This is a genomic window from Citrobacter sp. Cy070 (genome assembly GCF_030332245.1).
Classification (GTDB): Bacteria; Pseudomonadota; Gammaproteobacteria; order Enterobacterales; family Enterobacteriaceae; genus Citrobacter; species Citrobacter youngae.
Map to the genome: position 1 here is coordinate 91,214 of NZ_JAOWIG010000085.1, position 25,564 is coordinate 116,777.

Below are 25,564 nucleotides of genomic sequence, written 5' to 3' on the forward strand. Positions count from 1 at the left end.
GAGCGATGTTTGATTTACTCCTGCGCCGTGCGCGCCTCGTTGACGATACGGTGAGCGATATTGCGCTGAAAGACGGCAAGATCGCGGCGTTGGGCGACGTTGATGGCCCGGCGCTGAAAACCATTGAGCTGGGCGGCGAGTGCTACGTCAGCGCAGGCTGGATTGACTCCCACGTTCATTGCTACCCGAAATCCCCGATTTATCACGACCAGCCGGACAGCGTCGGTATTGCGACTGGCGTCACCACGGTCGTGGATGCGGGCAGTACCGGGGCGGATGATATCGACGAGTTTTACACCCTGACCCGGGAAGCGGCGACGGAAGTGTATGCGCTGCTGAACATCTCCCGCGTTGGGCTTATCGCCCAGAATGAGCTGGCCAACATGGCCAACATTGACGCCGATGCGGTGCGCCAGGCGGTGAAACGCCACCCTGATTTTATTGTCGGCCTGAAGGCACGCATGAGCAGCAGCGTGGTAGGTGAAAACGGCATCACGCCGCTGGATCGTGCCAAAGCGATGCAAAAAGAGAACGGCGACCTGCCGCTGATGGTGCACATTGGCAACAACCCGCCGAATCTCGATGAGATCGCCGAACGCCTGAGCGCGGGTGACATCATTACCCACTGTTACAACGGTAAGCCGAATCGCATTCTGACGCCGCAAGGCGAGCTGCGGGCGTCAGTGACGCGGGCGATTTCACGCGGCGTGCGTCTGGACGTTGGGCATGGCACCGCCAGCCTGAGCTTTGCGGTGGCAAAACGCGCTATCGAACTGGGTATTTTGCCACACACCATCAGTTCCGATATTTATTGCCGCAACCGTATCAGCGGTCCGGTGTTTTCCCTGGCGAATGTGATGTCGAAATTTCTCGCCATGGGGATGTCGCTCCCACAGGTCATTGAGTGCGTGACCGCCAATGCCGCTGACGGCCTGCGCCTGAAACAGAAAGGGCGACTGCAGCCTGGTCTGGATGCCGATTTAACCCTCTTTACGCTTAAGCGCCAGCCAACCGTGCTGGTAGATGCTGAAAACGACAGCCTGCAGGCTGAACAAATGCTGGTGCCGCTTGCCGCAATACGTGCGGGCAAGGGCTATATGACCGAACAAGGGAGCGCGGAACATGCCTTCGATTTTTGAGAAATACAATTTAAAACAGGTGATTAACACATCAGGCCGCATGACGGCGCTCGGCGTTTCCACGCCGCGACCAGAAGTGGTTGAAGCGGCGATGGCGGGGATGAATCAGTACTTCGAAATGAAAGATCTGGTCAATAAAACCGGCGACTACATCGCGAAATTGCTGGAAGTGGAAGGGGCGACTGTCGTCTCCTGCGCATCGGCTGGAATCGCCCAGTCGGTGGCTGCGGTGCTGGTGAAAGACAGCGACTGGCTGCTGGAAAATCTGCACGTTACGCCCATCGAGAACAACGAAATCGTGCTGCCCAGAGGCCACAACGTCAACTTTGGCGCACCGGTAGGCACTATGGTGGCGCTCGGCGGCGGCAAGCTGGTGGAAGCGGGCTATGCCAATGAATGTTCCGCGGCACAGTTGGCGGCAGCCATTACACCGCGCACGGCGGCGATTCTGTATATCAAATCTCATCACTGCGTACAGAAAAGTATGCTCAGCGTGGAGCAGGCTGCGGTGGTGGCGCGCACGCATAACCTGCCGCTGATTGTGGACGCCGCGGCGGAAGAAGATTTGCAGTGCTACTACCGCCTTGGTGCGGACCTGGTGATTTATAGCGGCGCAAAGGCGATTGAAGGGCCAACCAGTGGACTGGTGATTGGCAAAACCCAGTATGTTGAGTGGGTGAAACGCCAGACGGCGGGGATCGGCCGGGCGATGAAGGTGGGCAAAGAGGGGATTCTTGGCCTGACCTGCGCTATCGAACTGTATCTGAACGCGCAGAAAGAGAGCGGCGCGGAGATGGTCGAGAAAATGACGCCGTTCATTAATGCGCTAAATTCCTTTAATGGCGTCAGCGCCCGCGTGGTGTGGGACAGCGCAGGGCGCGACATCGCCCGTACCGAAATTAAGTTTGACGAAGCGGTAACTGGTATCGCCACGGGCGAACTGGTTGAAGCCCTGAAACACGGCGAGTACGCGATTTACTTCCGTGGGTACAAAGCCAACGAAGGCATTATCGAAGCCGATGTGCGCAGCGTGGATCGCGTGCAGCTGGAAATTGTGGCCCGTCGAATTGGTGAAGTGATTTCGCAGGAGAAAAACGTATGAAACTGACCCCTAACTTTTATCGCGACCGCGTCTGCCTGAACGTGCTGGCAGGCTCCAAAGAAAATGCGCGGGATATTTACGCGGCGGCGGAAGGACACGTGCTGGTCGGCGTGTTGTCAAAAAATTACCCGGATGTCGCAAGCGCGGTCGCGGATATGCGTGAATACGCAGCGCTTATCGACAATGCGCTTTCAGTGGGGTTGGGGGCGGGCGATCCAAACCAGTCGGCGATGGTCAGTGAGATCTCCCGTCAGGTACAGCCGCAGCATGTTAATCAGGTCTTTACCGGCGTGGCGACCAGTCGGGCGCTGTTGGGCCAGCAGGAGACGGTAGTCAACGGTCTGGTCTCGCCAACGGGTACGCCGGGGATGGTGAAAATCTCCACCGGTCCGCTGAGCAGCCAGACGCCGGACGGCATTGTGCCGGTAGAAACCGCGATTGCGCTGCTCAAAGATATGGGCGGTAGCTCGATTAAATACTTCCCGATGGGCGGCCTGAAATGCCGTGACGAGTACATCGCCGTCGCGCAGGCCTGTGCCCGGCATGACTTCTGGCTGGAGCCTACCGGGGGTATCGATCTGGATAATTTTACTGAAATCCTGCAGATCGCCCTGGATGCCGGAGTGAGCAAAATCATTCCTCACATCTATAGTTCGATTATTGATAAGGTGAGTGGTAACACCCGCCCGGACGACGTGCGCCAACTGATGGCGATGACCCGGGCTTGCATAGGCTAACTGACAGATGAGGAGACTGACGTGCGATTCCCCAACCAACGTTTAGCACAGCTGTTTGATATGTTGCAAAACGAAGCGCTTCCACAGGATGAGCTGGCGCAGCGGTTGTCGGTTTCTACACGCACCGTACGGGCGGATATCACTGCGCTAAACGCGCTGCTTACTCAGTACGGCGCGCAGTTTGTCCTCAGCCGGGGCAGCGGTTATCAGCTCAAAATTGACGACCCGGCAAGTTATCACTCTCTGCAAACGCAGCAGCCTGAAACGTTGCTGCGCATCCCGCGAACCAGCCAGGAGCGGATACACTGGTTGGTGGTCCGTTTTCTGACGTCGGCCTTTTCGCTAAAGCTTGAAGATTTGGCTGATGAATGGTTTATCAGCCGCGCGACGCTGCAAAACGATATGGCTGAGGTGCGTGAGCATCTGCAACGTTATCATCTGACGCTGGAAACGCGTCCCCGTCACGGCATGAAGCTGTTTGGCAGCGAGATGGCGATCCGCGCCTGTTTGACCGATCTGTTGTGGACGCTGGCACAGCAGGATCCGCAGCACCCGTTAGTGATGCAGGAGGCGCTGAATGCCGGGATCCCTGAGCAGCTACAGCCTGTTTTACAGGACATTTTTGCCCGTTTTCATATTCGTTTGACCGACGAGGGCGAGCTGTTTTTACGCTTGTACTGTGCGGTGGCTATCCGGCGGATTAGTGAAGGGTATCCATTGCCGGAGTTTGCCGCTGAAGAAACTGAACAGGCGGTGTGCCTGGCCGCGCGTGAGATTGCGGCGGTCCTGCACCGGCTGGCAGACAAACCGCTTTCTGTTTTCGAAGAGAATTGGCTACAGGTGCACATCGCCGCCCGTCAGGTTCAAGAGATCGCCCCCAGTGCTATTAATGCGGATGATGACGAAGCGCTGGTTAATTACATCCTGCGTTTTATCAATACTCAATACAACTACAACCTGTTGAATGACAAACAGTTGCATGCCGATCTGCTGACGCATATTAAGACGATGATCACCCGCGTGCGTTACCAGATAATGATCCCTAATCCGTTGCTGGAAAATATTAAACAGCACTACCCGATGGCATGGGATATGACGCTGGCCGCCGTCTCGGGATGGGGGAAATATACGCCGTATACCATCAGTGAAAATGAGATTGGCTTTCTGGTCCTGCATATTGGCGTGGGGCTGGAACGTAGTTACAACATCGGTTACCAGAGGCAACCGAAAGTTCTGCTGGTATGCGATGCCGGAAATGCGATGGCGCGGATGATTGAAGCGGTGCTGGCGCGTAAGTATCCGCAGATAGAAATCGTCGATACCGTCACGTTGCGCGACTACGAACAGCGGGAAAGCATTAGCGAAGATTTTGTTATCTCGACCGCGCGGATCGGTGAAAAAGATAAGCCCGTGGCGATGATTGCGCCGTTTCCGACCGATTATCAACTGGAGCAAATTGGCAAGCTGGTGCTGGTGGACAGAACCCGCCCGTGGATGCTGAATAAATTTTTCGATGCCGCCCATTTTCGCGTGATCGACGGCACCATGGATCAGCAGACGCTGTTCAAAACGTTATGCCATCAGTTGCAGGATGAAGGTTTTGTCGACGCGGAGTTTCTTGATTCGGTGGTTGAACGTGAGGCCATCGTCAGCACTATGCTGGGTGATGGCATCGCGCTGCCGCACGCCCTCGGTCTGCTGGCAAAGAAAACGGTGGTCTACACCATCCTCGCCCCGCAGGGTATTGCCTGGGGCGATGAAACCGCGCACGTGATCTTCCTGCTCGCCATCAGCAAAAGCGAATACGAAGAGGCGATGGCCATTTACGATATTTTCGTCACCTTCCTGCGCGAGCGCGCCATGACGCGGCTCTGCGCATGTCAGAATTTTGCCGAGTTCAAAACGGTTGCCATGGAGTGTGTGAGCCGTTTTTGAGAGGCGTTATCCAGAATTCGATGTAATGCGTATGTAATGCTAAACTGCATTACACATTCGATTCTACTGGAGGCATAATGGCCACGCTGAACGTCCGTCTGGATGACAAACTCAAAAATGAGGCTTATGCCGTGCTGGAAAAACTGAACATTACTCCAACGGAAGCTGTGCGATTACTGTTTCAGTACGTCGCGGAAACGGGGCGCATGCCAGTGAAAACCGTCACCGTTAGCGACAGCGAAGATACACTGATTCAGACAGTCCGGGAGAGGCTGGCCAGCCCGCAAAAAGGAATCAAGGTTAGTCTGGATGACTTATGAACTGGAATTCGACCCGAGAGCCTTAAAAGAGTGGCATAAACTGGGTGATACGGTGAAGGCTCAGTTTAAGAAGAAGTTGGCCGACGTGTTGTTGAACCCCAGAATTGACTCTGCCCGTTTAAACGGTCTTCCAGATTGCTATAAAATTAAGCTTAAATCGTCCGGCTATCGTCTGGTGTACCAGGTTCGGGATGAGGTTGTGACCGTGTTTGTTGTCGCGGTCGGCAAGCGAGAACATTCGGCCGTTTATCTCGATGCAAACAAACGGCTTTAGCGATCAACGCAAATGATGTACGACCTGGTTGCTGCTGCCGCGCCAGATCAGCGCCGGGTCTTTAAGATCCTGCACGTATTTGCCATCGACCAGTACGTTGATGAGATCGACCACCTGCATTTGCGCGGCGTTGAGTTCATCGAGCTTGTAGCCGGTCCACACCCAGATATCTTTGCCGGGGCACTCAGCGCGAACGCGCTGCACTAGTTGCAGGATTTCCGGCACGTTTTGCGGATGTAGCGGATCGCCACCGGAGAGCGAGATCCCCTGACGCTTGATTCGCGTATCGTTCAGATCGGCAATGATCTTGTCTTCCATCTCTTTGGTAAATGGCTTGCCGGAATTGAGCCGCCAGGTGCTTTTGTTATAGCAGCCGGGGCATTCATGCACGCACCCGGACACAAACAGCGTGCAGCGGGTGCCGGGGCCGTTAACGATGTCGACGGGGTAATATTGATGGTATTGCATTTTCGCGTCTCAATTGACGTCATTACTGCGTTGGCTGCGCTCGCTCGCCCGGGTCACTTACTAATGTAAGCTCCCCGGGATTCGCTTGCTTGCCGCCTTGTCCTGGCGCCAATTGCTTTGCGAAAAGCGTCGCATTGCCGGGCAATAATACTGTCGAAATTAACCTATCTGCCCGTTACCTAAATGCTTAACGCGGCGCTTCACTTCTTCTTGCTTACCGGCGTTAAACGGACGAGCGTCCGGGCTGCCCAAATAACCGCAGACGCGGCGGGTGACCGACACGCGCGCGGCGTCGTGGTTACCACATTTCGGGCAGGTAAAGCCTTTGCTGGTGCACTCGAACTCACCGGTAAAGCCGCACTCGTAGCATTCATCAATTGGCGTGTTGGTCCCGTAATACGGCACGTGCTGATAGCTGTAATCCCAGACGTCTTCCAGTGCTTTCAGGTTGTGCTGAATATTCGGGTATTCGCCGTAGCAAATGAAGCCTCCGCTTGCCAGCGGCGGGTACGGCGCTTCGAAATCGATTTTGTCGTACGGGTTAACCTTTTTCTCCACGTCGAGGTGGAAGCTGTTGGTGTAGTAACCTTTGTCGGTCACGCCTGGCACCACACCAAACTCGGCGGTATCAAGACGGCAGAAACGGTCGCACAGGTTTTCGCTCGGCGTGCTGTACAGGCTGAAGCCGTAGCCGGTCTCGTCTTTCCACTGGTCGACCGCCTGACGCAGACGTTCCACAATGGCGATACCCTTGGCGCGCAGCTGCTCGCTGTCGTACAGATGTTTGTCACCAAACAGCGCGTTAATGGTTTCATGAATGCCGATGTAACCCAGAGAGATGGATGCACGACCATTTTTAAAGATTTCAGACACATCATCGTCCGCTTTCAGACGCACGCCGCAGGCGCCTTCCATATACAGGATTGGCGCAACGCGGGCTTTCACACCTTCCAGACGCGCAATGCGGGTCATCAGCGCTTTACGCGCCAGCACCAGGCGATCGTCGAGCAGTTTCCAGAAGGTGGCTTCATCACCGTGCGCTTCCAGCGCGATACGCGGCAGGTTGAGGCTGATAACGCCGAGGTTGTTACGCCCGTCGTGAACCTGTTCGCCGTTCTCGTTTTCCCAGACACCGAGGAAACTACGGCAGCCCATCGGCGTTTTGAACGAACCGGTCACTTTCACTACCTGATCGTAGTTCAGGATGTCCGGATACATACGCTTGCTTGCGCACTCCAGCGCCAGCTGTTTGATGTCGTAGTTCGGATCGCCAAACTTGTGGTTCAGGCCGTCGCGAATGGCGAACACCAGTTTCGGGAAGACGGCGGTTTTACGATTTTTACCCAGTCCCGCAATGCGGTTACGCAGAATGGACTGCTGGATCAAACGTGATTCCCAACTGGTTCCCAGGCCAAAACCGAAGGTGACGAACGGCGTCTGGCCGTTAGCGGTATGCAGGGTATTCACTTCATACTCGAGGGACTGGAATGCGTCGTAGCACTCTTTCTCGGTACGGGAATGCGCATAACCGTCGGCATCCGGGATCTGCCACTCTTCAGCGGTTTTGCGATGCTTGTTAAAGCTCTCGGTCACGAATGGTGCGAGAACTTCGTCAATACGGTTAATGGTGGTACCGCCATAAATATGGCTGGCAACCTGCGCGATGATTTGTGCAGTGACGGCGGTCGCGGTCGAGATGGATTTTGGCGGCTCAATCTCCGCGTTACCCATCTTAAAGCCCTGTGTCAGCATGCCTTTGAGGTCGATCAGCATGCAGTTGAACATCGGGAAGAACGGCGAGTAATCGAGGTCGTGATAGTGAATATCACCACGCTCATGTGCCTGGACCACATCACGCGGCAGCAGGTGCTGACGCGCATAGTGTTTGGCGACGATACCGGCCAGCAGGTCACGCTGGGTCGGGATCACTTTGCTGTCTTTGTTGGCATTTTCATTCAGCAGAGCAGAGTTGGTTTGCTCAACCAGACCACGAATTTCCTGGTTCAGACGGCCACGTTTTTCACGCTGGATATCACGGTCGTGGCGATATTCGATGTACGCACGGGCGAGTTGTTTGTACGGACCAGACATCAGTTGGTTTTCTACCGCGGTCTGGATCTCGTTGATATCGACCTGGCTGCGCTCATTCATCTGACTGCTAACGACTTCTGCGACGGTGGCACAGTAATCTGCGTCATCGACTCCCGCTGCTTTAGCTGCACGCAGAATGGCTTCTTTGATGCGCTCTGATTTAAACGGCACTTTACAGCCATCTCGTTTCATCACATGCGGTGTCATGATCACTCCATATTTATAAGAACAGGTTATCCACAGAGGTTGGGGAAGCGGTCATGGGTTTATTCATCTATCAGGCCAATGACTTCCCGCAATCCTGACCCACTTTATCCACAATTCCACCGTAAAGCGGTGCACTGTAGTTGTAGCAATTGTAGTCGATTAATACAACATATTGGGTCGGCGTGCATTTTAAGTTCTATATGTAGTGATTTGCATCAAGGATGTTTACGATTTATTTGATGTAGCGCAAAGTAAAAATCGGAGCGTACAGATGACGGGCAGTACAGCGATTGTAAATTGTGGCAAGAAAAATCTGATTAATTATTCAACAAAAACAGGAAGGTAAATGCAGTGTCAGCATTGAAGCCCGATAGCGCTATACGTACCGGGCTCAAAACCAATTGCAAGCTATTTTTGCACCCACCAGACGGCTTCGAAAGGACGTAGCGTCATGTCTGCGGGTTGGCTGGCGACCTCGGCATAGTTGTGCATCAGCACCTGCCAGTTTCCCCCGGTATGGGGCGGCTGCCAGCGTTGGAAGGTATCGCTCAGATTGGCAATGACCAGCAGTCGCTGCCCTTGCCACTCGCGCTGATAGCACCATATGTGCGGGCTGTCCGGTAACAGATCCTGATAGTCGCCCCAGGTGATAACCGGCTCCGTTTTGCGCAGTGCGATCAGCCTCTGATAGGCATAGAACACCGAGTCGGTATCGTTCAGCGCTGCCGCCACGTTGATCTCCGCCGCGTTGTCACACAGATTGATCCACGGCTCGCCCTTGGTGAAGCCCGCGTGTTGGCTGGCATCCCACTGCATCGGCGTGCGGCTGTTATCGCGGGATTTACTGGCGAGGATCGCCAGCAATTCGTTGGCATCTCGCCCCTGACCGTTCAGTTCGGCAAACATGTTATGGCTTTCCACATCGCGATAATCGGTAATTTGGCTGAAGTGCGGATTGGTCATGCCGATCTCTTCCCCCTGGTAGATATAGGGCGTGCCCTGCATGCCATGCAGCACCATCGCCAGCATTTTAGCGGCCGGCACGCGGTAATTACCTTCGTCGCCAAAACGCGACACGATGCGCGGCTGATCGTGGTTACACCAGAACAGCGCGTTCCAGGCCTGATTGTGCATGCCCTGCTGCCAGTGGCGGAACAGGGTTTTCAGCGCCACATAGTCGGGTTTGGCTAACGTCCACTTCTCACCGTTGGGGTAATCCACTTTCAGGTGGTGAAAGTTAAAGGTCATCGACAGTTCGCTGCCATCGAGCGCGGCGTACTGCTGGCAATGTTCCAGCGTAGTGGATGACATTTCTCCCACCGTCATCAGGTTGCGTGGCGTGAAGACGTCGCGGTTCATCTCGCGTAAAAACGCATGCGCGCGCGGGCCATCGGTATAAAAACGGCGTCCATCGCCGTCGGGATCGTTCGGGAAGCTCTGATCTTTAGAGATAAGATTCACCACGTCGAGGCGCAATCCGTCCACGCCGCGATCGGCCCAGAATTCGCACACTTTTTTCAGCTCGGCGCGTACCGCCGGGTTCTCCCAGTTCAGGTCTGCCTGTTCAGGAGCAAAGAGGTGCAGATAATACTGCTCGCTTGCGGCGTGCCAGCCCCAGGCGCTGCCGCCAAATTTGGAACGCCAGTTGTTCGGTGTACTGTCTGGCGTACCGTCACGCCAGAGATAAAACTGGCGATACGGGCTGTCTTTATCCAGCGCCTCACGAAACCACGCATGCTGGGTTGAGGTGTGGTTAAACACCATATCGAGAATAATACGGATACCGCGCGCTTTCGCCTGCGCCACCAGTTCGTCAAAATCTTCCAGCGTACCGTAGGCCGGATCGACAGACAGGTAATCCGCGACGTCGTAGCCGTTATCAACCTGCGGCGAAATATAGAACGGCGTCAGCCAGATGGCATCGACACCCAGCTTTTGCAGATAGTCGAGACGCTGGGTCACGCCGCGTAAATCGCCGGTGCCGCTGCCGGTGGTGTCCTGAAAACTCTTGGGGTAAACCTGATAGATAACGCCGTTTTGCCACCAGTGTGGAATAGTCATGGTTGTTTCCTGGAAATACGCTGGGGCGCAACTGCGCCCCGAAGAAAAGTTAGATAATTTGTAATGTGCCCAGACGGTATTTACGCTGGTAAACAAATGAGGTCAGTATCATTGGGATAACAATCGCAATGACCATCGCCATGCCAAATACCTGCCAGTAGGTCGGCTGGATGGAGAGGATGCCCGGCAAACCGCCGACGCCAATCCCGTTTGCCAGCACTCCGTTCAGGCCGCACAGCAGTCCGGCGAGACCGGAGCCGATCATCGCGCACAGCATCGGGAAGCGGTATTTCAGGTTGATGCCGTACATTGCCGGTTCAGTGACCCCGAGATACGCGGAGATGGCTGCAGGGACTGAGATTTCACGTTCGTTGTGTTTGCGACTGGAGATAATGATGCCCACCACCGCAGAGGCCTGAGCGATATTCGACAGCGCGATCAGCGGCCATACCGGCGTGCCGCCCATGCTCTGAATCATCTGCATGTCGATGGCAAGCGTAGTCTGATGCACGCCGGTGATCACCAGCGGGGCGTACAGGAAGCCGAACAACGCCGCGCCGATCGGGGCAAAGCTGCCGGTCAGCAGATGGCGGACCGCAAACGCGACACCGTCGCCGATCATGCGGCCAAACGGACCGATAAAGGCGTGCGCAAGGAATACCGCAAGGATCAGCGAGCACACCGGGACGATCACCAGATACAGATAATCCGGCACGATGCGCTTCATGCGCGTTTCAATAAACCCGAGCGCCAGCCCGGCCAGCAACGCCGGAATAACCTGCGCCTGGTAGCCCACTTTCTCAATGCTGAACAGACCGAAGTTCCACACCTCCGGCACTTGCTGACCGAGCAAATAGGCGTTCATCAGTTGCGGTGAAACCAGGGTTACGCCCAGCACAATACCGAGGATCGGCGTACCGCCCATTTTTTTCACTGCCGACCAGCAGATCCCGACCGGCAGATAGAAGAAGATCGCCTCGCCAATCAGCCACAGGAAGTCGTAAAGGGTTTTCAGCGAAGGATGCATCTGCGCCAGCGTCTGGCCGTTGCTCATCGGTAGATCGCCGATCACGTTACGGAAACCTAAGATCAAACCGCCGCTAATTAGCGCGGGCAGCAGCGGGAAGAAGATCTCCGCAAAATGAGAAATCAGCTGTTCGTGCCATTTCATATTCTGCCGCGCCGCTTTTTTCGCCTGCTCTTTGTCGGCGCTGGCCTGTCCGGTTGTCGCCAGCAGCGCTTTGTAGTAATCGCCCACCTCGGTGCCAATCACTACCTGAAACTGCCCGGCGTTGGTGAAGCAGCCTTTGACCATCGATAGCTGTTCGATCTCTTTGGGTCTGGCATTCGCGGGTTGATTCAACACAAAACGCAGGCGCGTAATGCAGTGACTCACCGTGGCGATATTGTCGCGCCCGCCTACCAGCTCAATCAGCCGGTCGATATCCGCTTGTTTTACTTTGCTCATGATGACGTGTGTTCCCCGTAGGTCGGATTAGACGCTTTCGCGACGTCATCCGGCAGCTGTCTCGTTGTTGGTTCCAGAGTATATCGTCGGTGAATATTTAAAAATGGGAACGTTCCCGAAACGCAGTGAAGATCACAAATTAGTGCTCAGAAAGCAATCAGGAGAGGCTGGAGGGAATAACGATTTGTCGTGGTTCGCTACGGCCGTTGATCTGTTCGATCAGCTGCGAGGCCGCTTGCCGTCCGGCTTCAGCGTAGCCGGGATCGACAGTGATGATTTCCGGATGGAGGAATTTCATCAGCGGCGTATTACCGACGCTTGCCAGTTGCAGGTTGTCGATTCGCTGTTCCTGCAGATATTTGCTGACGCCAAGGGCAAGCGTGTCCGTCGCACAGACTAACGCAGTTGTTTCCGGCGTAATGACATCGGCGGCATGCTCATAGCCCTGTTTCATGGCCAGACCAGGCAGAGCAGCGACAGGATGCAGTTTGTGTTTCTTACAGAATGCCAGATAAGCTTCATGGCGACGCTTGCCGGTGGTCACGTCGCTATGGGGGACGCCAAGGAAACTGATATGACGATGTTCGCGATCGTACAGACGCTGCATCAGGGTATGAATGGCGCCTTCGTCGTCATAACAGACGGAGGCAAAGCCTTTGGCATCCCTGGCCAGCAGAACCAGAGAGTCCTGCCAGGAGGTGAGCATGGTTTCTGTTACGCCGGTAAAACCAAACAACACGACGCCATCAATGTTGCGACGTTTGAGCATTCCCAGATGTTCTTCTACCAGTTCAGGTGAGAACTGGCTTTCCATCATAATCGGATCATAACCCTGCTCATAAAAGGCGGGTAGCATGGTCTGCACGGCGAGATTTTCCGAAAGTGAGTCCAGACGCGTGACGATAATCGCCACGACTTTGTCGCTTTGCCCACGCATGGCACGTGCGGAGCGGGAAGGGGAGAAACCGTGCTGATTCATCACTGCTTCAACACGTTCACGGGTGCGTTCGCTAACGCCGCTTTCGTTGTTGAGCACACGGGAAACCGTTGATTTCCCCACACCGCTTAAGCGGGCGATGTCTTTAATAGTCAGCCGATTTTGCATCCTGTTTTCCCGTTGCGCACTTTTTCAGTTATATCAAAGAGAGTAACTTTACCCATGTGGAGTGCAATGGGGAAAGTCTGCTTTAAACCGTTCACCCTTCAGGCGATGTGTATACGTTTGGTTTAGTTTCCATGCTGTATCATACCGCCATAATTGTCACAAACCTTATGGTTTTCTGCGTATAATCCGCAGCGCTTATCATTCACTTACCGGAGGCTATATGGATCCCGATCCCACCCCTCTCCCTAAATGGAGAACCCCCCCTCTCCGGTAAGCCTGTTTTCACTGTCTTACCGGAGCTGTAAGACAGTGACGTTCTGACGTCCCTGTTGTGATTTTAAAATTGCCACCAGGCAAGGCTTTGCCACGCCTGAAGGATTTACTGCGCCCGCTTATACTGGTGCAGAGGGACTGCCTATGTTCAAAAATATTACTCGCCAGCTGTTTGCCCGGCTAAACCGCCATTTACCGCATCGTCTGGTGCATCGCGATCCGCTACCCAATGCGCAGACCGTCGCCAGCACGCCGATCCCGCCTTCGCTGAGCGAACATTGCCTGAAAATGGCGCTGATGGACGAAGAAGCGCTGTGGAAAACGTTTGGCGCGCACCCGGAAGGATTGAACGCCGCAGAAGTGGAAAACGCTCGCGAGTTACATGGCGAGAACCAGCTACCGGCGCAGAAGCCGTCGCCATGGTGGGTACACCTGTGGGTCTGCTACCGCAACCCGTTTAATATTCTGCTGACTATTTTAGGCGGCATTTCTTATGCCACCGAGGATCTGTTTGCCGCGGGCGTTATCGCCTTGATGGTTGTCATCTCCACGCTGCTGAATTTTGTCCAGGAAGCGCGTTCCACCAAAGCGGCGGATGCGTTGAAAGCGATGGTCAGCAACACTGCTACGGTGCTGCGCGTCATCAACGAGAAAGGGGAGAACGGCTGGGTTGAACTGCCGATCGACCAGTTGGTGCCTGGCGATATTATTAAGCTGGCAGCAGGGGATATGATCCCAGCCGATCTGCGAGTGGTGCAGGCGCGCGATCTGTTCGTGGCCCAGGCTTCACTGACCGGTGAATCGTTGCCGGTGGAGAAAGTCGCCACCAGCCGCGACCCGCAGCAAAGCAACCCGCTGGAATGCGATACCCTGTGCTTTATGGGCACTAACGTGGTGAGCGGAACGGCACAGGCTATCGTCATTGCGACCGGAGCCAATACCTGGTTCGGGCAACTGGCGGGCCGTGTTAGCGAGCAGGAAAGCGAGCAGAATGCCTTCCAGAAAGGGATCAGCCGCGTCAGCATGCTGCTGATCCGCTTTATGCTGGTGATGGCGCCCATCGTGCTTATCATCAATGGCTACACCAAAGGTGACTGGTGGGAAGCGGCGCTGTTTGCCCTGTCTGTGGCGGTGGGACTTACTCCAGAAATGCTGCCGATGATCGTCACCTCGACGCTGGCGCGTGGGGCGGTGAAGCTGTCAAAACAAAAGGTCATCGTTAAACACCTCGATGCTATCCAGAACTTTGGCGCGATGGATATTCTGTGCACCGATAAAACCGGCACGCTGACACAAGATAAAATAGTGCTGGAGAATCATACCGATATCTCCGGCAAGCCCAGCGAACATGTCCTGCATTCTGCGTGGCTGAACAGCCACTATCAGACCGGGCTGAAGAATCTGCTGGATACGGCAGTGCTGGAAGGCGTGGACGAAGAATCCGCCCGCCGGCTCTCTACCCGTTGGCAAAAAATCGATGAGATCCCGTTTGATTTCGAACGCCGCCGCATGTCGGTGGTGGTCGCTGAAGAAACCGATGTGCACCAACTGGTATGTAAAGGCGCGCTGCAGGAGATCCTCAGCGTTTGCACCCAGGTGCGCCATAACGGTGAGATTGTCCCGTTAGATGACAACATGCTGCGTCGGGTGAAACGCGTTACCGATACGCTGAATCGTCAGGGGTTGCGTGTGGTGGCGGTGGCAACCAAATACCTGCCTGCGCGTGAAGGGGACTATCAGCGTATTGATGAATCCGATCTGATCCTCGAAGGGTATATCGCGTTCCTCGATCCGCCGAAAGAAACGACCGCCCCGGCGCTGAAAGCGCTGAAAGCCAGCGGTATTACGGTGAAAATTCTCACCGGTGACAGCGAACTGGTTGCGGCGAAAGTGTGTCATGAAGTGGGTCTGGATGCAGGTGATGTGGTTATCGGCAGCAGCATTGAAGGGTTAAGCGACGACGAGCTGGCCCGACTTGCCCAGCGCACCACGTTGTTTGCCCGCCTGACGCCAATGCACAAAGAGCGCATTGTCACACTGCTCAAGCGTGAAGGTCATGTGGTCGGCTTTATGGGCGATGGCATTAACGACGCCCCGGCGCTGCGCGCGGCGGACATTGGTATCTCCGTTGATGGCGCGGTTGATATTGCGCGTGAAGCGGCAGATATCATCCTGCTGGAAAAGAGTCTGATGGTGCTGGAAGAAGGGGTGATCGAAGGACGCCGTACCTTCTCTAACATGCTGAAGTACATCAAAATGACGGCCAGTTCTAACTTCGGTAATGTGTTTAGCGTGCTGGTGGCGAGCGCCTTCTTACCGTTCCTGCCGATGTTGCCGCTGCACTTACTGATTCAGAACCTGCTGTACGATGTATCCCAGGTGGCGATTCCGTTTGATAACGTCGACGAAGAGCAGATCAAAAAGCCGCAGCGCTGGAATCCCGCCGAGTTGGGCCGCTTTATGATCTTCTTTGGACCGATCAGCTCGATCTTCGATATTCTGACTTTTTGCCTGATGTGGTTCGTCTTCCATGCCAATACGCCTGAACATCAGACATTGTTCCAGTCGGGCTGGTTCGTGGTGGGTCTGCTGTCGCAAACGCTGATTGTGCATATGATCCGTACCCGTCGCGTGCCGTTCATCCAAAGCCGCGCCGCATGGCCGCTGATGCTGATGACGCTGGTTGTGATGGTGGTGGGCATTGCGTTGCCGTTCTCTCCGCTGGCCAGCTATCTGCAATTGCAGGCGCTGCCGCTGAGCTACTTCCCGTGGCTGGTTGCGATTCTGGCGGGTTACATGACATTAACTCAGCTTGTGAAAGGTTTTTATAGCCGCCGCTACGGCTGGCAGTAATCCTCAACTTCTCTTCTGCAGGATGGTGTTAATACCATCCTGCATTTCACTTTTTCATTCGAAAGATATTCCCTCGAAATATTGGTGTTTTATTTTTATTGAAATGCTCACGCGGTAATTAGTATCAAATTGCCTTCTTTGCGTTGCTTTTTTATCAATAAAACGATCTGCATTGCAAAAATGAAACAGTGTGCTAAAAATAATGAGCGTCTGTGATTTTTTGTGAACACAGTCATCGAAATAAGTTGTTACACCAGTTAGTCTGCACAGGTAACATCGTTAAGAAAGTTTCACGCTGCCCATTTTTAATTCCGGCAGTCATTTGCTCTGCAAGCTATTCCTGTTAATGGATATTATGAACTTCTGGAGAAGGACAAATGAAACTGACAAAAAACCTGTTAAGTCTGTGTATTGGCGCGTCGGTATTACTGGCGAGTCATGCAACGCTGGCACAAACCTTTCGCGCCGCAGATGTGCATCCGGCTGATTACCCGAACGTTGTCGCCGTCAAACATATGGGGGAAAAACTGAGTGCCGCCACCGACGGTCGTCTGGAGATTAAAACCTTTCCCGGTGGCGTGTTAGGTGACGAAAAACAGATGATTGAACAGGCGCAATTAGGCGCTATCGATATTATTCGCGTTTCAATGACGCCGGTTGCCGCCATTCTCCCTGAAATTAACGTCTTTACCCTGCCGTATATCTTTCGTGATGAAGACCATCTGCATAAGGTTCTCGACGGCATGATTGGTCAGGAGATTGGCGACCGCCTGACGGCAAACACCAAATCGCGGCTGGTGTTCCTCGGCTGGATGGATGCCGGAACGCGCAACCTGATCACCAAAAATCCGGTGGTGAAACCGGAAGATTTACACGGCATGAAAATCCGTGTTCAAGGGAGTCCGATAGCGCTGGATACCCTGAAAGCGATGGGCGCTAACTCCGTTGTGATGGGCGTCAGTGAAGTCTTTAGCGGCATGCAGACCGGCGTTATTGATGGTACGGAGAATAATCCGCCAACGTTTGTTGCGCATAACTATTTGCCGGTCGTGAAAAACTATACCTGGAGCAAACATTTTATTATTCCTGAGCTTTTTCTGTTCTCGAAAGCTAAATGGGATAAGTTGAAAAAAGAAGACCAGGATCTCATTATTAAGCTCGCTAAAGAAGCCCAGGTAGAGCAACGCAAACTTTGGCAGGATTATAATGCGAAATCGCTGGAGACCATGAAAGCCAATGGCGTTCAGTTCCACGATATTGATACGGACTATTTCTATAAAGCCACGCAGTCAGTGCGGGATAATTACGGTAAAGACCACCAGGATTTGATCAAACGGATTCAGGATGTGAAGTAATTCATCAGGTGGAGGATATCAACCCTCCGCCTGAATCTTTTGATTAATTCGAGGTGATGATTATGGGTGAATGCTATTCATCGGTAATGGATTTTCTTTATCGGGTATCAATGTGGATTGCCGGTATCGCATTATTAGTCATGGTTGCCATTATCCCTATTGGCATATTCGCGCGTTATGTTCTGAATAACGCTCTGTCATGGCCTGAGCCCGTCGCCATTCTCTGTATGGTGACATTCACCTTTATTGGTGCGGCGGTGAGCTATCGCGCAGGTTCGCATATCGCAGTGAGCATGGTGATTGATCGTCTGGGTGATGCTTCCCGTCGTTATTGCTCGATAATCGCAGACGTTATGCTGGTGGCGATAAGCCTGTTTATCCTCTGGTACGGAACCAATCTCTGTCTTGAACTGTGGGACCAGCCCGTGGCGGAATTCCCGCTTTTAAGCGCCGGGCAAAACTACCTCCCATTGCCGATTGGCTCTGCCATAACGCTGCTATTTATCGCGGAAAAGATTTTCCGTGGTCCGCAGTACCAACGTCCCGTTGTCATGCTGGGTTCGACCAGCTAGTTACCGCCCCCATTTCAGAAAGGAAAGCAGATGGATGCATTTATTCTCGTCTTTACGCTCGGCATTATGCTGGCGATTGGGGTACCGGTAGCGTACGCGGTTGGTATTAGCGCCATCATTGGGGCCTGGTACATTGATATCCCACTGGAAGCGGTGATGATCCAACTGACCAGTGGGGTGAATAAGTTTTCGCTGCTGGCGATCCCGTTCTTTATTCTGGCCGGGGCTATTATGGCCGAAGGGGGAATTGCGCGGCGGCTGGTGAACTTTGCCTATATTTTTGTTGGCTTTATTCGCGGAGGGCTGTCGCTGGTAAATATTGTGGCATCGACCTTTTTTGGCGCAATTTCTGGATCGTCCGTGGCTGATACCGCGTCCATCGGTTCGGTGATGATCCCGGAGATGGATAAAAAAGGCTACCCGCGCGATTTTGCCGCAGCGGTTACTGCCAGCGGCTCGGTGCAGGCGATCCTCACACCGCCCAGCCATAACTCGGTTATTTACTCGCTGGCAACAGGCGGGACGGTGTCGATTGCCGCGCTATTCATCGCCGGGATCCTGCCGGGTCTGCTGTTAAGCCTCAGCCTGATGGTGATGTGCGTGGCTTTTGCGCACAAACGCGGTTACCCAAAAGGGGAACGCGTACCGTTTCGCCAGGCGCTGAAGATTTTCGTCGATACGCTGTGGGGCCTGATGACGGTTGTGATCATTATGGGTGGTATCCTGTCAGGTATCTTTACCGCGACGGAATCAGCGGCAATTGCCTGTCTGTGGGCCTTCTTTGTCACCATGTTTATCTATCGTGACTATAAATGGTCTGAGCTGCCAAAGCTGATGTTCCGCACGGTGAAAACGGTCACGATCGTCATGATCCTGATAGGCTTTGCCGCCGCATTCGGTGCCGTCATGACCTATATGCAGTTGCCGATGCGTATCACCGAAGCCTTCACCAGTATTTCGGACAACAAATACGTCATTCTGATGTGCATTAACATCATGTTGCTGCTGATCGGTACGCTGATGGATATGGCGCCGCTGATCCTGATTTTGACGCCGGTTCTGCTGCCAGTGACCAACGCGCTCGGCATTGATCCGGTCCATTTTGGCATGATCATGCTGGTGAACTTAGGGATCGGCCTGATTACGCCGCCGGTAGGGTCAGTGCTGTTTGTGGCCAGTGCGGTGAGTAAGCAGAAAATAGAGCAGGTGGTGAAGGCGATGCTGCCGTTCTACCTCGTGCTGTTCCTGGTGCTGATGCTGGTGACGTACATTCCGGCGATTTCGCTGTTCTTGCCGAAACTGTTTGGCGTGATGTGATAAATGCCCGGTGGCGCTCACGCTTACCGGGCCTACAAACTACGCTTGCGTAGGCCGGATAAGGCGAAGCCGCCATCCGGCACAAGGAGACTTAGCGACGAACGGCGATCGCTTCAATCTCGATTTTCACGTCTTTCGGCAGACGGGCCACTTCCACGCAAGAGCGTGCCGGGAAGGTCGCGTTGTGCTCGGTGAAGAACGCTTCGTAGGTCGCGTTGACGGTGGCAAAATCGTTCAGGTCTTTAACGAAAACGGTCGTTTTTACGATATCGCCCACTTTCAGGCCTGCAGCTTCTACGATAGCTTTTACGTTTTCCAGCGACTGACGTGCCTGAGCGGACACGTCTTCCGCTACGGCACCGGTTTTCGGATCGACCGGGATCTGACCGGAAGTGATTACCATGCTACCCAGGTCAACACCCTGAACGTATGGGCCGATTGCTGCTGGTGCATTTTCCGTCGCGATAGTCTTGCTCATGATTTCTCCTGAATTACAGCGGTAATAGAATGTTCCCGCTCATTATAGGGAGCCGGGATTTCATAACCAACCCTAATTAGTTGGCCAGCACCACATAATGCGAAAACTCTTTTTCACAGTATTTGCATTTGAGTGCGATGTCATCGGCGCGCTTTTTCACTGCAAAACTGGAGGAAACCGGCTCAGCATGGCTGATACAGTTGCTGTTCGGGCACACCAGCACGTTGTCGATGCGCTCCGGCAGGCTGGGGCGTGATTTACCCACCACATCATAATCGTCAATGCGGTTTACCGTTGCCTGCGGAGCGTACAGGGAGAGCTGGTTGACCTGCTCGTCGGTCAGGAAGGTATTTTCGATTTTAATCAGGTCTTTACGGCCCATCTCGCCAGACGGCAGGTTCAGTCCGATAGTGATGCGCTGGTCGGTTTCGGTCAGTTTGAACAGCGTCAGCAGCTTAAAACCAACCTGTGCGGGGATATGGTCAATCACGGTGCCACGTTTGATGGCTTCAACCTGCAGTTTGTTATCGTGTGTCATCTCTTTTTCTCCCTTACAGTGCCAGTTCGCTATTCAGTACCAGTGCCAGTAACGCCTGGCGGGCGAAGATGCCGTTGCCAGCCTGCTGGAAATACCAGGCGTGCGGCGTCTTATCGACATCGGTGGTGATCTCATCGATGCGCGGCAGCGGATGCAGCACCTTCATGTTCTCTTTGGCTCCCGCCAGATCGCTGGCGCGCAGAACAAACTGTGCTTTCACGTTGGCGTATTCGGACGGGTCCAGACGCTCTTTCTGCACGCGGGTCATGTAGAGAATATCGACCTCCGCCATCACTTCTTCGATGGTGCCGTGCAGGCTCCAGGCGATACCTTTTTCGTTCAACATATCCAGAATGTATTGCGGCATCGCCAGCGCGTCCGGGGCGATAAAGTAGAAGCGGTTACCTTCAAACTTCGCCAGCGCCTGGGTCAGGGAGTGGACGGTGCGGCCATATTTCAGGTCGCCCACCATGGCGATGTGCAGATTGTCCAGGCGACCCTGCGTTTCCTGAATGGTAAACAGATCCAGCAGCGTTTGGGTCGGGTGTTGGTTGGAGCCGTCGCCGGCGTTCAGTACCGGAACGTTACCGGAGAACTCCGTTGCCAGACGCGCAGCACCTTCCTGCGGGTGACGCATCACGATGGCGTCGACATAAGTGCTGATGACGGAAATGGTGTCGGCCAGCGTTTCGCCTTTTTTGCCAAGCGACGTGTTGCTGCTGTCAGAGAAACCTACCACGCTGGCGCCCAGGCGGTGCATCGAGGTTTCAAAGGATAAACGGGTGCGGGTTGACGCCTCAAAGAAGCAGCTGGCGATGACCTTATGCTTTAACAGCTCCGGCTGCGGGTTGGCTTTTAATTTCGCCGCCGTCGCGAGGACCAGATTGAGGTCGTCGCGGCTGAGGTCGTTTATGGAAATGATGTGTTTTTGATAGAGCGGGTTAGCCATGTTTATCTCCTGACGCCTGGGCAAAAAAAAAGCCCCTCAATTGAGGGGCTCGGAATGGATGATCAACGGAAAGAAAAACGGCAGGCCAGCGTCCTTTTTCAGACGCGGTAAGACAAAATGTCGTACACACTGAACCATACATCCTCCCGGCAAATTGTCCGCGATTATACTCAGCTCCGTTATGGGATCAAGCGAAAAATGCACGATTTATTCATCGCAAACGGTTCTTATGAATTTTAATTCATTTTAAATAGATAGTTAATCTGCTTGTGCACCAGTCCCGTTCGCTGCACGACTCGCGGCGCAACCCAGACAATACTGCTACCGGCAATCACGCCGAGAACTTCTGGCAACGCGTGATAATCGAGGATTCTGGCAACGGCACGGCCATAACCTGCTGCAGTATGAATGAGGATAAACTCGCTATTGTGTTCCACGCTGACCACCATTTCAGCAATCGATCGGGCAGCATCCGGCGCGGGTCGCGATTGCGGATTTACAGAATAAATTTTTTGCCCTTTTGTATTTCTTATTTTTATCGCCCCGAGCAGCTTTAGCAGACGAGATACCGTTGACTGGCTAATCCCGGTAAAACCATGCTGTTGTAGATCGCGGCGAAGCGCTTCCTGGGACAGGTAGCTTTTTTCAGTAATCAGGCGCTGACAAATCGCCAGCTGTTTCTGTTCTTTGGTCGAGTAATCATCGAATTCCTTCATAAAAACACCCTAAATTTATTATTTGTATCAATGCGATGGCGAAATTCACCACATTTGCTATATCAATAACGGCTCAAACGGGCGGTTGTGCAGAAAAACGAGAGCACGCTCAAAAAAGCCGTCGGGAGCCGACGGCCAAAACGGCTATAGCATTGCGCCGATACTCAGGACGACCATGTTCAGCACCGTCAGAATCAGCAGCAGTGGGGCGACCCATTTCAGGTAGCGCACATAAGGAACGCGAGCGATGGCCAACCCGCCCATCACGACGGCTGAAGTGGGGGTGATCAGATTCACAATGCCAGAAGCGGATTGGTACGCAGTAACGACCAGATCCCTTTGCACGTGGGCGAAGTCGGCCAGCGGGGCCATAATGGGCATCGTGAGCACCGCCAGACCAGACGAGGAAGGGACCAGGAAGGAGAGCAATACTTCCAGCCAGTAGGTCACATTGATGAAAATGGTAGTGGAAAGACCGGAGACTAAATTTTCGGCGCTGTGCAGAATGGTGTGGGTAATCATACCGTTATCCATCACCACGACGATACCGCGCGCAATGCCGATAATCAGCGCCACGCCGAGCAGATCCCGCGCACCGTCAATGAAGGTACTGGTGAAGGCTTCTTCACTCATGCGGGCAATCACGCCGACGATAATCGCAGAAGCCAGAAAGACTGCGGATATTTCTGCCATCCACCATCCGAGTACCGCGACGCCATAAATCATTACCGCAAAGGCGGCGGCGAATATCAGCAGGATCCACTTACGCGTGGCTGTGAATTCAAGGTTAGCGTTGCCGCGATTGCCGAGGAAATGCGCGCGGTTTTCCTCCATTTTATCCGCCACAATCGACAACTCCGGGTGATTGCGGACTTTGCGCGCATAACGCATGACCCACACTACGCAGATAACATAGCCGACGACCAGCAGCAGAATGCGCATCAACATTCCCTGGGTGAAGGGGATCCCGGCGGCGTTAGCGGCGATAACCGTCGCGAAAGGGTTGATTGTCGAACCGAGCGTGCCGATGCCTGCGCCGAGTAGCACGGTCGCCGCCGCAACCAGTGGATCAAAGCGCGCGGCCATCATGACCGGAACTAATAAGGTGTAGAAAGGGAGTGATTCTTCCGCCATGCCGTAAATCGTGCCTCCGGCGGCGAAAAGCCCCATCAGAATGGGGATCATCCACTCTTCTTTGCCGTTCAGCCTGACCGTCACGCGTTCGATGCCTGCGTCGATGGCGCCCGTTTTGTTTACCACGCCGAGAAACCCACCGATGATCAGGACAAACAGCGCGACATCAATTGCGCCTGCGGTGTAGGTTTCGTGGTTATAAAGCCCGTCAATCGGTGCCAGCAGGACAGCGGTTATGCCTTGTGGATGCGCCTCGGTCGGGGCATAAGTACCGGCAACCGGCACTTCTTTGCCGAGGGTAGCATTCATCGCCATCTGGTATTTCCCTGCCGGGACAATCCAGGTCATAACGGCGACGAGTGCAATGAGAATAAACAGGATGGTATACGCGCTGGGAAATTTGAATTTGCCCATGATGTTCTCCGGATAGCTTGGGCATATGCCGCCAGGCGACACATGCCCGCAGGGGTTAGTCGCCGAGTGTCGCTACCATGACCGCTTTGATGGTATGCATCCGGTTTTCCGCTTCGTCGAAGACGATGGAATGCGCTGACTCGAATACCTCTTCCGTGACTTCAAGTCCTTTCAGACCGTAAGCCGCTTCGATTTCACGGCCCACTTTGGTGTGCTCATTATGAAAGGCGGGCAGGCAGTGCATGAATTTCACATTGGGATTGCCGGTCGCATTGATGACCTGCTGATTAATCTGGTAGGGCGTCATCAGGCTGACGCGTTCTGCCCACGCTTCTTTAGGTTCGCCCATCGAAACCCAGACATCGGTATAGAGGAAATCTACGTCGTATACCCCTTCCGCAACATCGTCCGTGAGCGTAATGCGTGCGCCCGTTACGCTGGCGATTTCGCGGCATTCGGCAACCAGCGCCTCGTCCGGCCAGAAGGACTTTGGCGCGACCAGACGAATATCCATCCCCATTTTCGCCGCGCCGACCATCAGCGAATTACCCATGTTGTTGCGGGCGTCACCGAGGTAAGCGAAGCTCAGTTCGGGTAAGGTTTTACCCGGGGCGTGCTCCAGCATGGTCATCAGATCGGCAAGGATCTGCGTAGGGTGGAATTCATTCGTTAGCCCGTTCCAGACCGGCACACCGGCGAATTGTCCCAGTTCTTCCACAATCTCCTGGCCGTAGCCGCGGTATTCGATGCCGTCATACATGCGACCCAACACGCGGGCGGTATCTTTCATCGACTCTTTATGGCCGATCTGCGAGCCGCTTGGGCCGAGGTAGGTCACCTGTGCGCCCTGATCGAAAGCGCCGACTTCAAAGGCGCAGCGGGTGCGAGTGGAGGTTTTTTCGAAGATCAGCGCGATATTTTTACCGACCAGCGTTTGCCTTTCGCGCCCGGCTTTTTTTGCCGTTTTTAATTCGATAGCCAGATCGATCAGGTACTGGATTTCTGCAGGGGTGTAGTCCAGCAGTTTGAGAAAATTGCGATTTTTCAGGTTAACAGTCATGAAAATGTCCTTATGTAGGCCGGATAAGGCGCAGCCGCCATCCGGCAAAAAAAGCCCTAAGCGTGAGCGTCGGTGGTTTCGAGACGAATGAGCGTGCCTTTGTCGCCGGCGAGAATGGCCGGACCGTCGGCCAGTGAACCGATGCCAGCAATTCCCCGACAGTGAGAGACGAATTCCGCGCAGGCGGTGACTTTGGGGCCCATTGAACCGGCGTCGAATTGCATTTCACCGAGCAGTTCCGGGGTGACCTGGGCCAGCGGGCGCTGGGTAGGTTTGCCCCAGTCGAGGTACACGGCGTCAGCATCGGTGAGGATCAACAACGCATCGGCATGGAGTTGGCGGGCGAGCAGGGCGGCGGAGAGATCCTTGTCGATCACTGCTTCAATGCCGTGGAAGCCATCGGCTTTTTCCACCACCGGTACGCCGCCACCGCCGTTGCAAATCACCAGATGATCGCGGGCGATCAATGTGCGAATAGCATCACTTTCAACGATACGTTTGGGTTGTGGAGAGGGCACAACGCGACGGAACGCTTTACCATCGGCTTTGAAAATCCAGCCCTTTTCCGCGTGTAGCGTTTTAGCCTGATCGTTGTCGTAAATCGGTCCGATATATTTGGTCGGATTGCTGAAGGCTGGATCGTGGGCATCGACTTCAACCTGAGTCAGCAGGACGCTAATTTCACGTTGCGGCAGCTGGTTTTTCAGCGCTTGTTGCAGCATATAGCCAATCATTCCCTGACTTTCCGCACCGAGAATGTCGAGCGGATAAGGGGTAACGCGGTCATAAGCGCTGTTCTGTAACGCCAAAAGTCCAACCTGTGGGCCATTGCCATGCACAAGAATCACGCGCCATTGCTGCGTAAGCTGAGCGATAGTTTTTGCCGCCAGCTCAATATTCTTGCGCTGGATGTCAGCTTCCAGCGGTTCACCGCGTTTGAGCAGCGCATTGCCGCCCAACGCCACAACCAGAGTAGGTTTGTTTTCCATAACGTCTCC

25 protein-coding genes are annotated in these 25,564 nt (G+C 54.1%); 11 read left to right on the top strand and 14 right to left on the bottom strand.

The window, feature by feature from the left end; all coding sequences use genetic code 11:
- Positions 1 to 5: 5 nt before the first annotated feature.
- From OGY19_RS17565 to OGY19_RS17590, 6 genes are all read left to right on the top strand, one after another.
- Positions 6 to 1,139 (top strand): amidohydrolase/deacetylase family metallohydrolase, encoded by a 1,134-nt coding sequence (locus OGY19_RS17565; protein WP_115601083.1) that lies wholly within the window; start codon positions 6 to 8, stop codon positions 1,137 to 1,139.
- Complete coding sequence (locus OGY19_RS17570; protein WP_115601082.1) at positions 1,123 to 2,241, top strand: DgaE family pyridoxal phosphate-dependent ammonia lyase; 1,119 nt, start codon at positions 1,123 to 1,125, stop codon at positions 2,239 to 2,241. The genes OGY19_RS17565 and OGY19_RS17570 overlap by 17 nt, the downstream gene beginning before the upstream one ends.
- The gene (dagF, locus tag OGY19_RS17575) at positions 2,238 to 2,978 is read left to right on the top strand and encodes a 2-dehydro-3-deoxy-phosphogluconate aldolase (protein ID WP_048212847.1); all 741 of its coding nucleotides are present in this window, start codon (positions 2,238 to 2,240) and stop codon (positions 2,976 to 2,978) included. The genes OGY19_RS17570 and dagF overlap by 4 nt, the downstream gene beginning before the upstream one ends.
- Before the next feature lie 21 nt (positions 2,979 to 2,999).
- Positions 3,000 to 4,913, top strand: a complete 1,914-nt coding sequence (locus OGY19_RS17580; protein ID WP_115601081.1) for a BglG family transcription antiterminator — start codon at positions 3,000 to 3,002, stop codon at positions 4,911 to 4,913.
- 77 nt (positions 4,914 to 4,990) lie between these two features.
- Entirely contained in the window at positions 4,991 to 5,233 is a 243-nt protein-coding gene (locus tag OGY19_RS17585; protein WP_003839576.1) for a type II toxin-antitoxin system RelB/DinJ family antitoxin, read from the top strand.
- The gene (locus OGY19_RS17590) at positions 5,223 to 5,507 is read left to right on the top strand and encodes a type II toxin-antitoxin system RelE family toxin (protein ID WP_003839578.1); all 285 of its coding nucleotides are present in this window, start codon (positions 5,223 to 5,225) and stop codon (positions 5,505 to 5,507) included. Before OGY19_RS17585 ends, OGY19_RS17590 begins: the two co-directional genes overlap by 11 nt.
- Positions 5,508 to 5,510: 3 nt before the next feature.
- Here the strand turns inward: OGY19_RS17590 and nrdG are convergent, their stop codons facing one another.
- The 5 genes from nrdG to treR form a co-directional block, all read right to left on the bottom strand.
- Positions 5,511 to 5,975, bottom strand: a complete 465-nt coding sequence (nrdG, locus tag OGY19_RS17595; protein ID WP_115601080.1) for an anaerobic ribonucleoside-triphosphate reductase-activating protein — start codon at positions 5,973 to 5,975, stop codon at positions 5,511 to 5,513.
- A gap of 159 nt (positions 5,976 to 6,134) precedes the next feature.
- Complete coding sequence (gene nrdD, locus OGY19_RS17600) at positions 6,135 to 8,273, bottom strand: anaerobic ribonucleoside-triphosphate reductase (protein WP_115601078.1); 2,139 nt, start codon at positions 8,271 to 8,273, stop codon at positions 6,135 to 6,137.
- A 408-nt stretch (positions 8,274 to 8,681) separates the two neighbouring features.
- Complete coding sequence (gene treC / locus OGY19_RS17605) at positions 8,682 to 10,334, bottom strand: alpha,alpha-phosphotrehalase (protein ID WP_115601077.1); 1,653 nt, start codon at positions 10,332 to 10,334, stop codon at positions 8,682 to 8,684.
- Positions 10,335 to 10,383: 49 nt separating this feature from the next.
- Positions 10,384 to 11,802: a PTS trehalose transporter subunit IIBC gene (treB, locus tag OGY19_RS17610; protein WP_115601076.1), complete on the bottom strand. Its 1,419-nt coding sequence runs from the start codon at positions 11,800 to 11,802 to the stop codon at positions 10,384 to 10,386.
- Between the two features lie 157 nt (positions 11,803 to 11,959).
- Positions 11,960 to 12,907, bottom strand: a complete 948-nt coding sequence (treR, locus tag OGY19_RS17615) for a trehalose operon repressor TreR (protein ID WP_115601075.1) — start codon at positions 12,905 to 12,907, stop codon at positions 11,960 to 11,962.
- Positions 12,908 to 13,324: 417 nt separating this feature from the next.
- On the opposite strand from treR, the gene mgtA reads away from it, so the two are divergent.
- The 4 genes from mgtA (at position 13,325) to OGY19_RS17635 (ending at position 19,277) form a co-directional block, all read left to right on the top strand.
- Positions 13,325 to 16,033 (top strand): magnesium-translocating P-type ATPase, encoded by a 2,709-nt coding sequence (mgtA, locus tag OGY19_RS17620; RefSeq protein ID WP_048212840.1) that lies wholly within the window; start codon positions 13,325 to 13,327, stop codon positions 16,031 to 16,033.
- 377 nt (positions 16,034 to 16,410) lie between these two features.
- Positions 16,411 to 17,388, top strand: coding sequence for a TRAP transporter substrate-binding protein (locus tag OGY19_RS17625; protein WP_048212839.1), 978 nt, complete (start codon positions 16,411 to 16,413; stop codon positions 17,386 to 17,388).
- A gap of 62 nt (positions 17,389 to 17,450) precedes the next feature.
- Complete coding sequence (locus OGY19_RS17630; RefSeq protein ID WP_061067129.1) at positions 17,451 to 17,960, top strand: TRAP transporter small permease; 510 nt, start codon at positions 17,451 to 17,453, stop codon at positions 17,958 to 17,960.
- Positions 17,961 to 17,990: 30 nt separating this feature from the next.
- Positions 17,991 to 19,277, top strand: a complete 1,287-nt coding sequence (locus tag OGY19_RS17635; protein WP_003830349.1) for a TRAP transporter large permease — start codon at positions 17,991 to 17,993, stop codon at positions 19,275 to 19,277.
- A 91-nt stretch (positions 19,278 to 19,368) separates the two neighbouring features.
- Here the strand turns inward: OGY19_RS17635 and ridA are convergent, their stop codons facing one another.
- From ridA to pyrL, 5 genes are all read right to left on the bottom strand, one after another.
- Positions 19,369 to 19,755, bottom strand: coding sequence for a 2-iminobutanoate/2-iminopropanoate deaminase (ridA, locus tag OGY19_RS17640; protein ID WP_000047544.1), 387 nt, complete (start codon positions 19,753 to 19,755; stop codon positions 19,369 to 19,371).
- Positions 19,756 to 19,831: 76 nt separating this feature from the next.
- Positions 19,832 to 20,293: an aspartate carbamoyltransferase regulatory subunit gene (gene pyrI, locus OGY19_RS17645; RefSeq protein ID WP_003025816.1), complete on the bottom strand. Its 462-nt coding sequence runs from the start codon at positions 20,291 to 20,293 to the stop codon at positions 19,832 to 19,834.
- A 13-nt stretch (positions 20,294 to 20,306) separates the two neighbouring features.
- A complete protein-coding gene (gene pyrB / locus OGY19_RS17650; protein WP_061067131.1) occupies positions 20,307 to 21,242 on the bottom strand; it encodes an aspartate carbamoyltransferase in 936 nt (311 codons plus the stop codon).
- Between the two features lie 2 nt (positions 21,243 to 21,244).
- Complete coding sequence (locus OGY19_RS24485; RefSeq protein WP_106875647.1) at positions 21,245 to 21,298, bottom strand: pyrBI operon leader peptide; 54 nt, start codon at positions 21,296 to 21,298, stop codon at positions 21,245 to 21,247.
- Positions 21,279 to 21,380, bottom strand: coding sequence for a pyr operon leader peptide (gene pyrL, locus OGY19_RS17655; protein WP_016155570.1), 102 nt, complete (start codon positions 21,378 to 21,380; stop codon positions 21,279 to 21,281). The genes OGY19_RS24485 and pyrL overlap by 20 nt, the downstream gene beginning before the upstream one ends.
- Between pyrL and OGY19_RS17660 the strand changes: the two genes are divergently transcribed.
- Positions 21,360 to 21,482 (top strand): hypothetical protein, encoded by a 123-nt coding sequence (locus tag OGY19_RS17660; protein ID WP_086523826.1) that lies wholly within the window; start codon positions 21,360 to 21,362, stop codon positions 21,480 to 21,482. The genes pyrL and OGY19_RS17660 overlap by 21 nt on opposite strands.
- On the opposite strand, the gene OGY19_RS17665 is transcribed toward OGY19_RS17660, so the two are convergent.
- The 4 genes from OGY19_RS17665 to arcC form a co-directional block, all read right to left on the bottom strand.
- The gene (locus tag OGY19_RS17665; protein ID WP_115601074.1) at positions 21,479 to 21,958 is read right to left on the bottom strand and encodes an arginine repressor; all 480 of its coding nucleotides are present in this window, start codon (positions 21,956 to 21,958) and stop codon (positions 21,479 to 21,481) included. The two genes, OGY19_RS17660 and OGY19_RS17665, sit on opposite strands and share 4 nt — an antisense overlap.
- A 144-nt stretch (positions 21,959 to 22,102) precedes the next feature.
- Positions 22,103 to 23,506 carry a YfcC family protein gene (locus OGY19_RS17670; protein WP_048212835.1) on the bottom strand — a complete coding sequence of 468 codons (1,404 nt, stop codon included), beginning with the start codon at positions 23,504 to 23,506 and terminating at the stop codon, positions 22,103 to 22,105.
- A gap of 55 nt (positions 23,507 to 23,561) precedes the next feature.
- Complete coding sequence (gene argF, locus OGY19_RS17675; RefSeq protein ID WP_048212834.1) at positions 23,562 to 24,566, bottom strand: ornithine carbamoyltransferase; 1,005 nt, start codon at positions 24,564 to 24,566, stop codon at positions 23,562 to 23,564.
- Between the two features lie 56 nt (positions 24,567 to 24,622).
- Positions 24,623 to 25,555, bottom strand: a complete 933-nt coding sequence (gene arcC / locus OGY19_RS17680; protein ID WP_048212833.1) for a carbamate kinase — start codon at positions 25,553 to 25,555, stop codon at positions 24,623 to 24,625.
- Positions 25,556 to 25,564 lie beyond the last annotated feature (9 nt).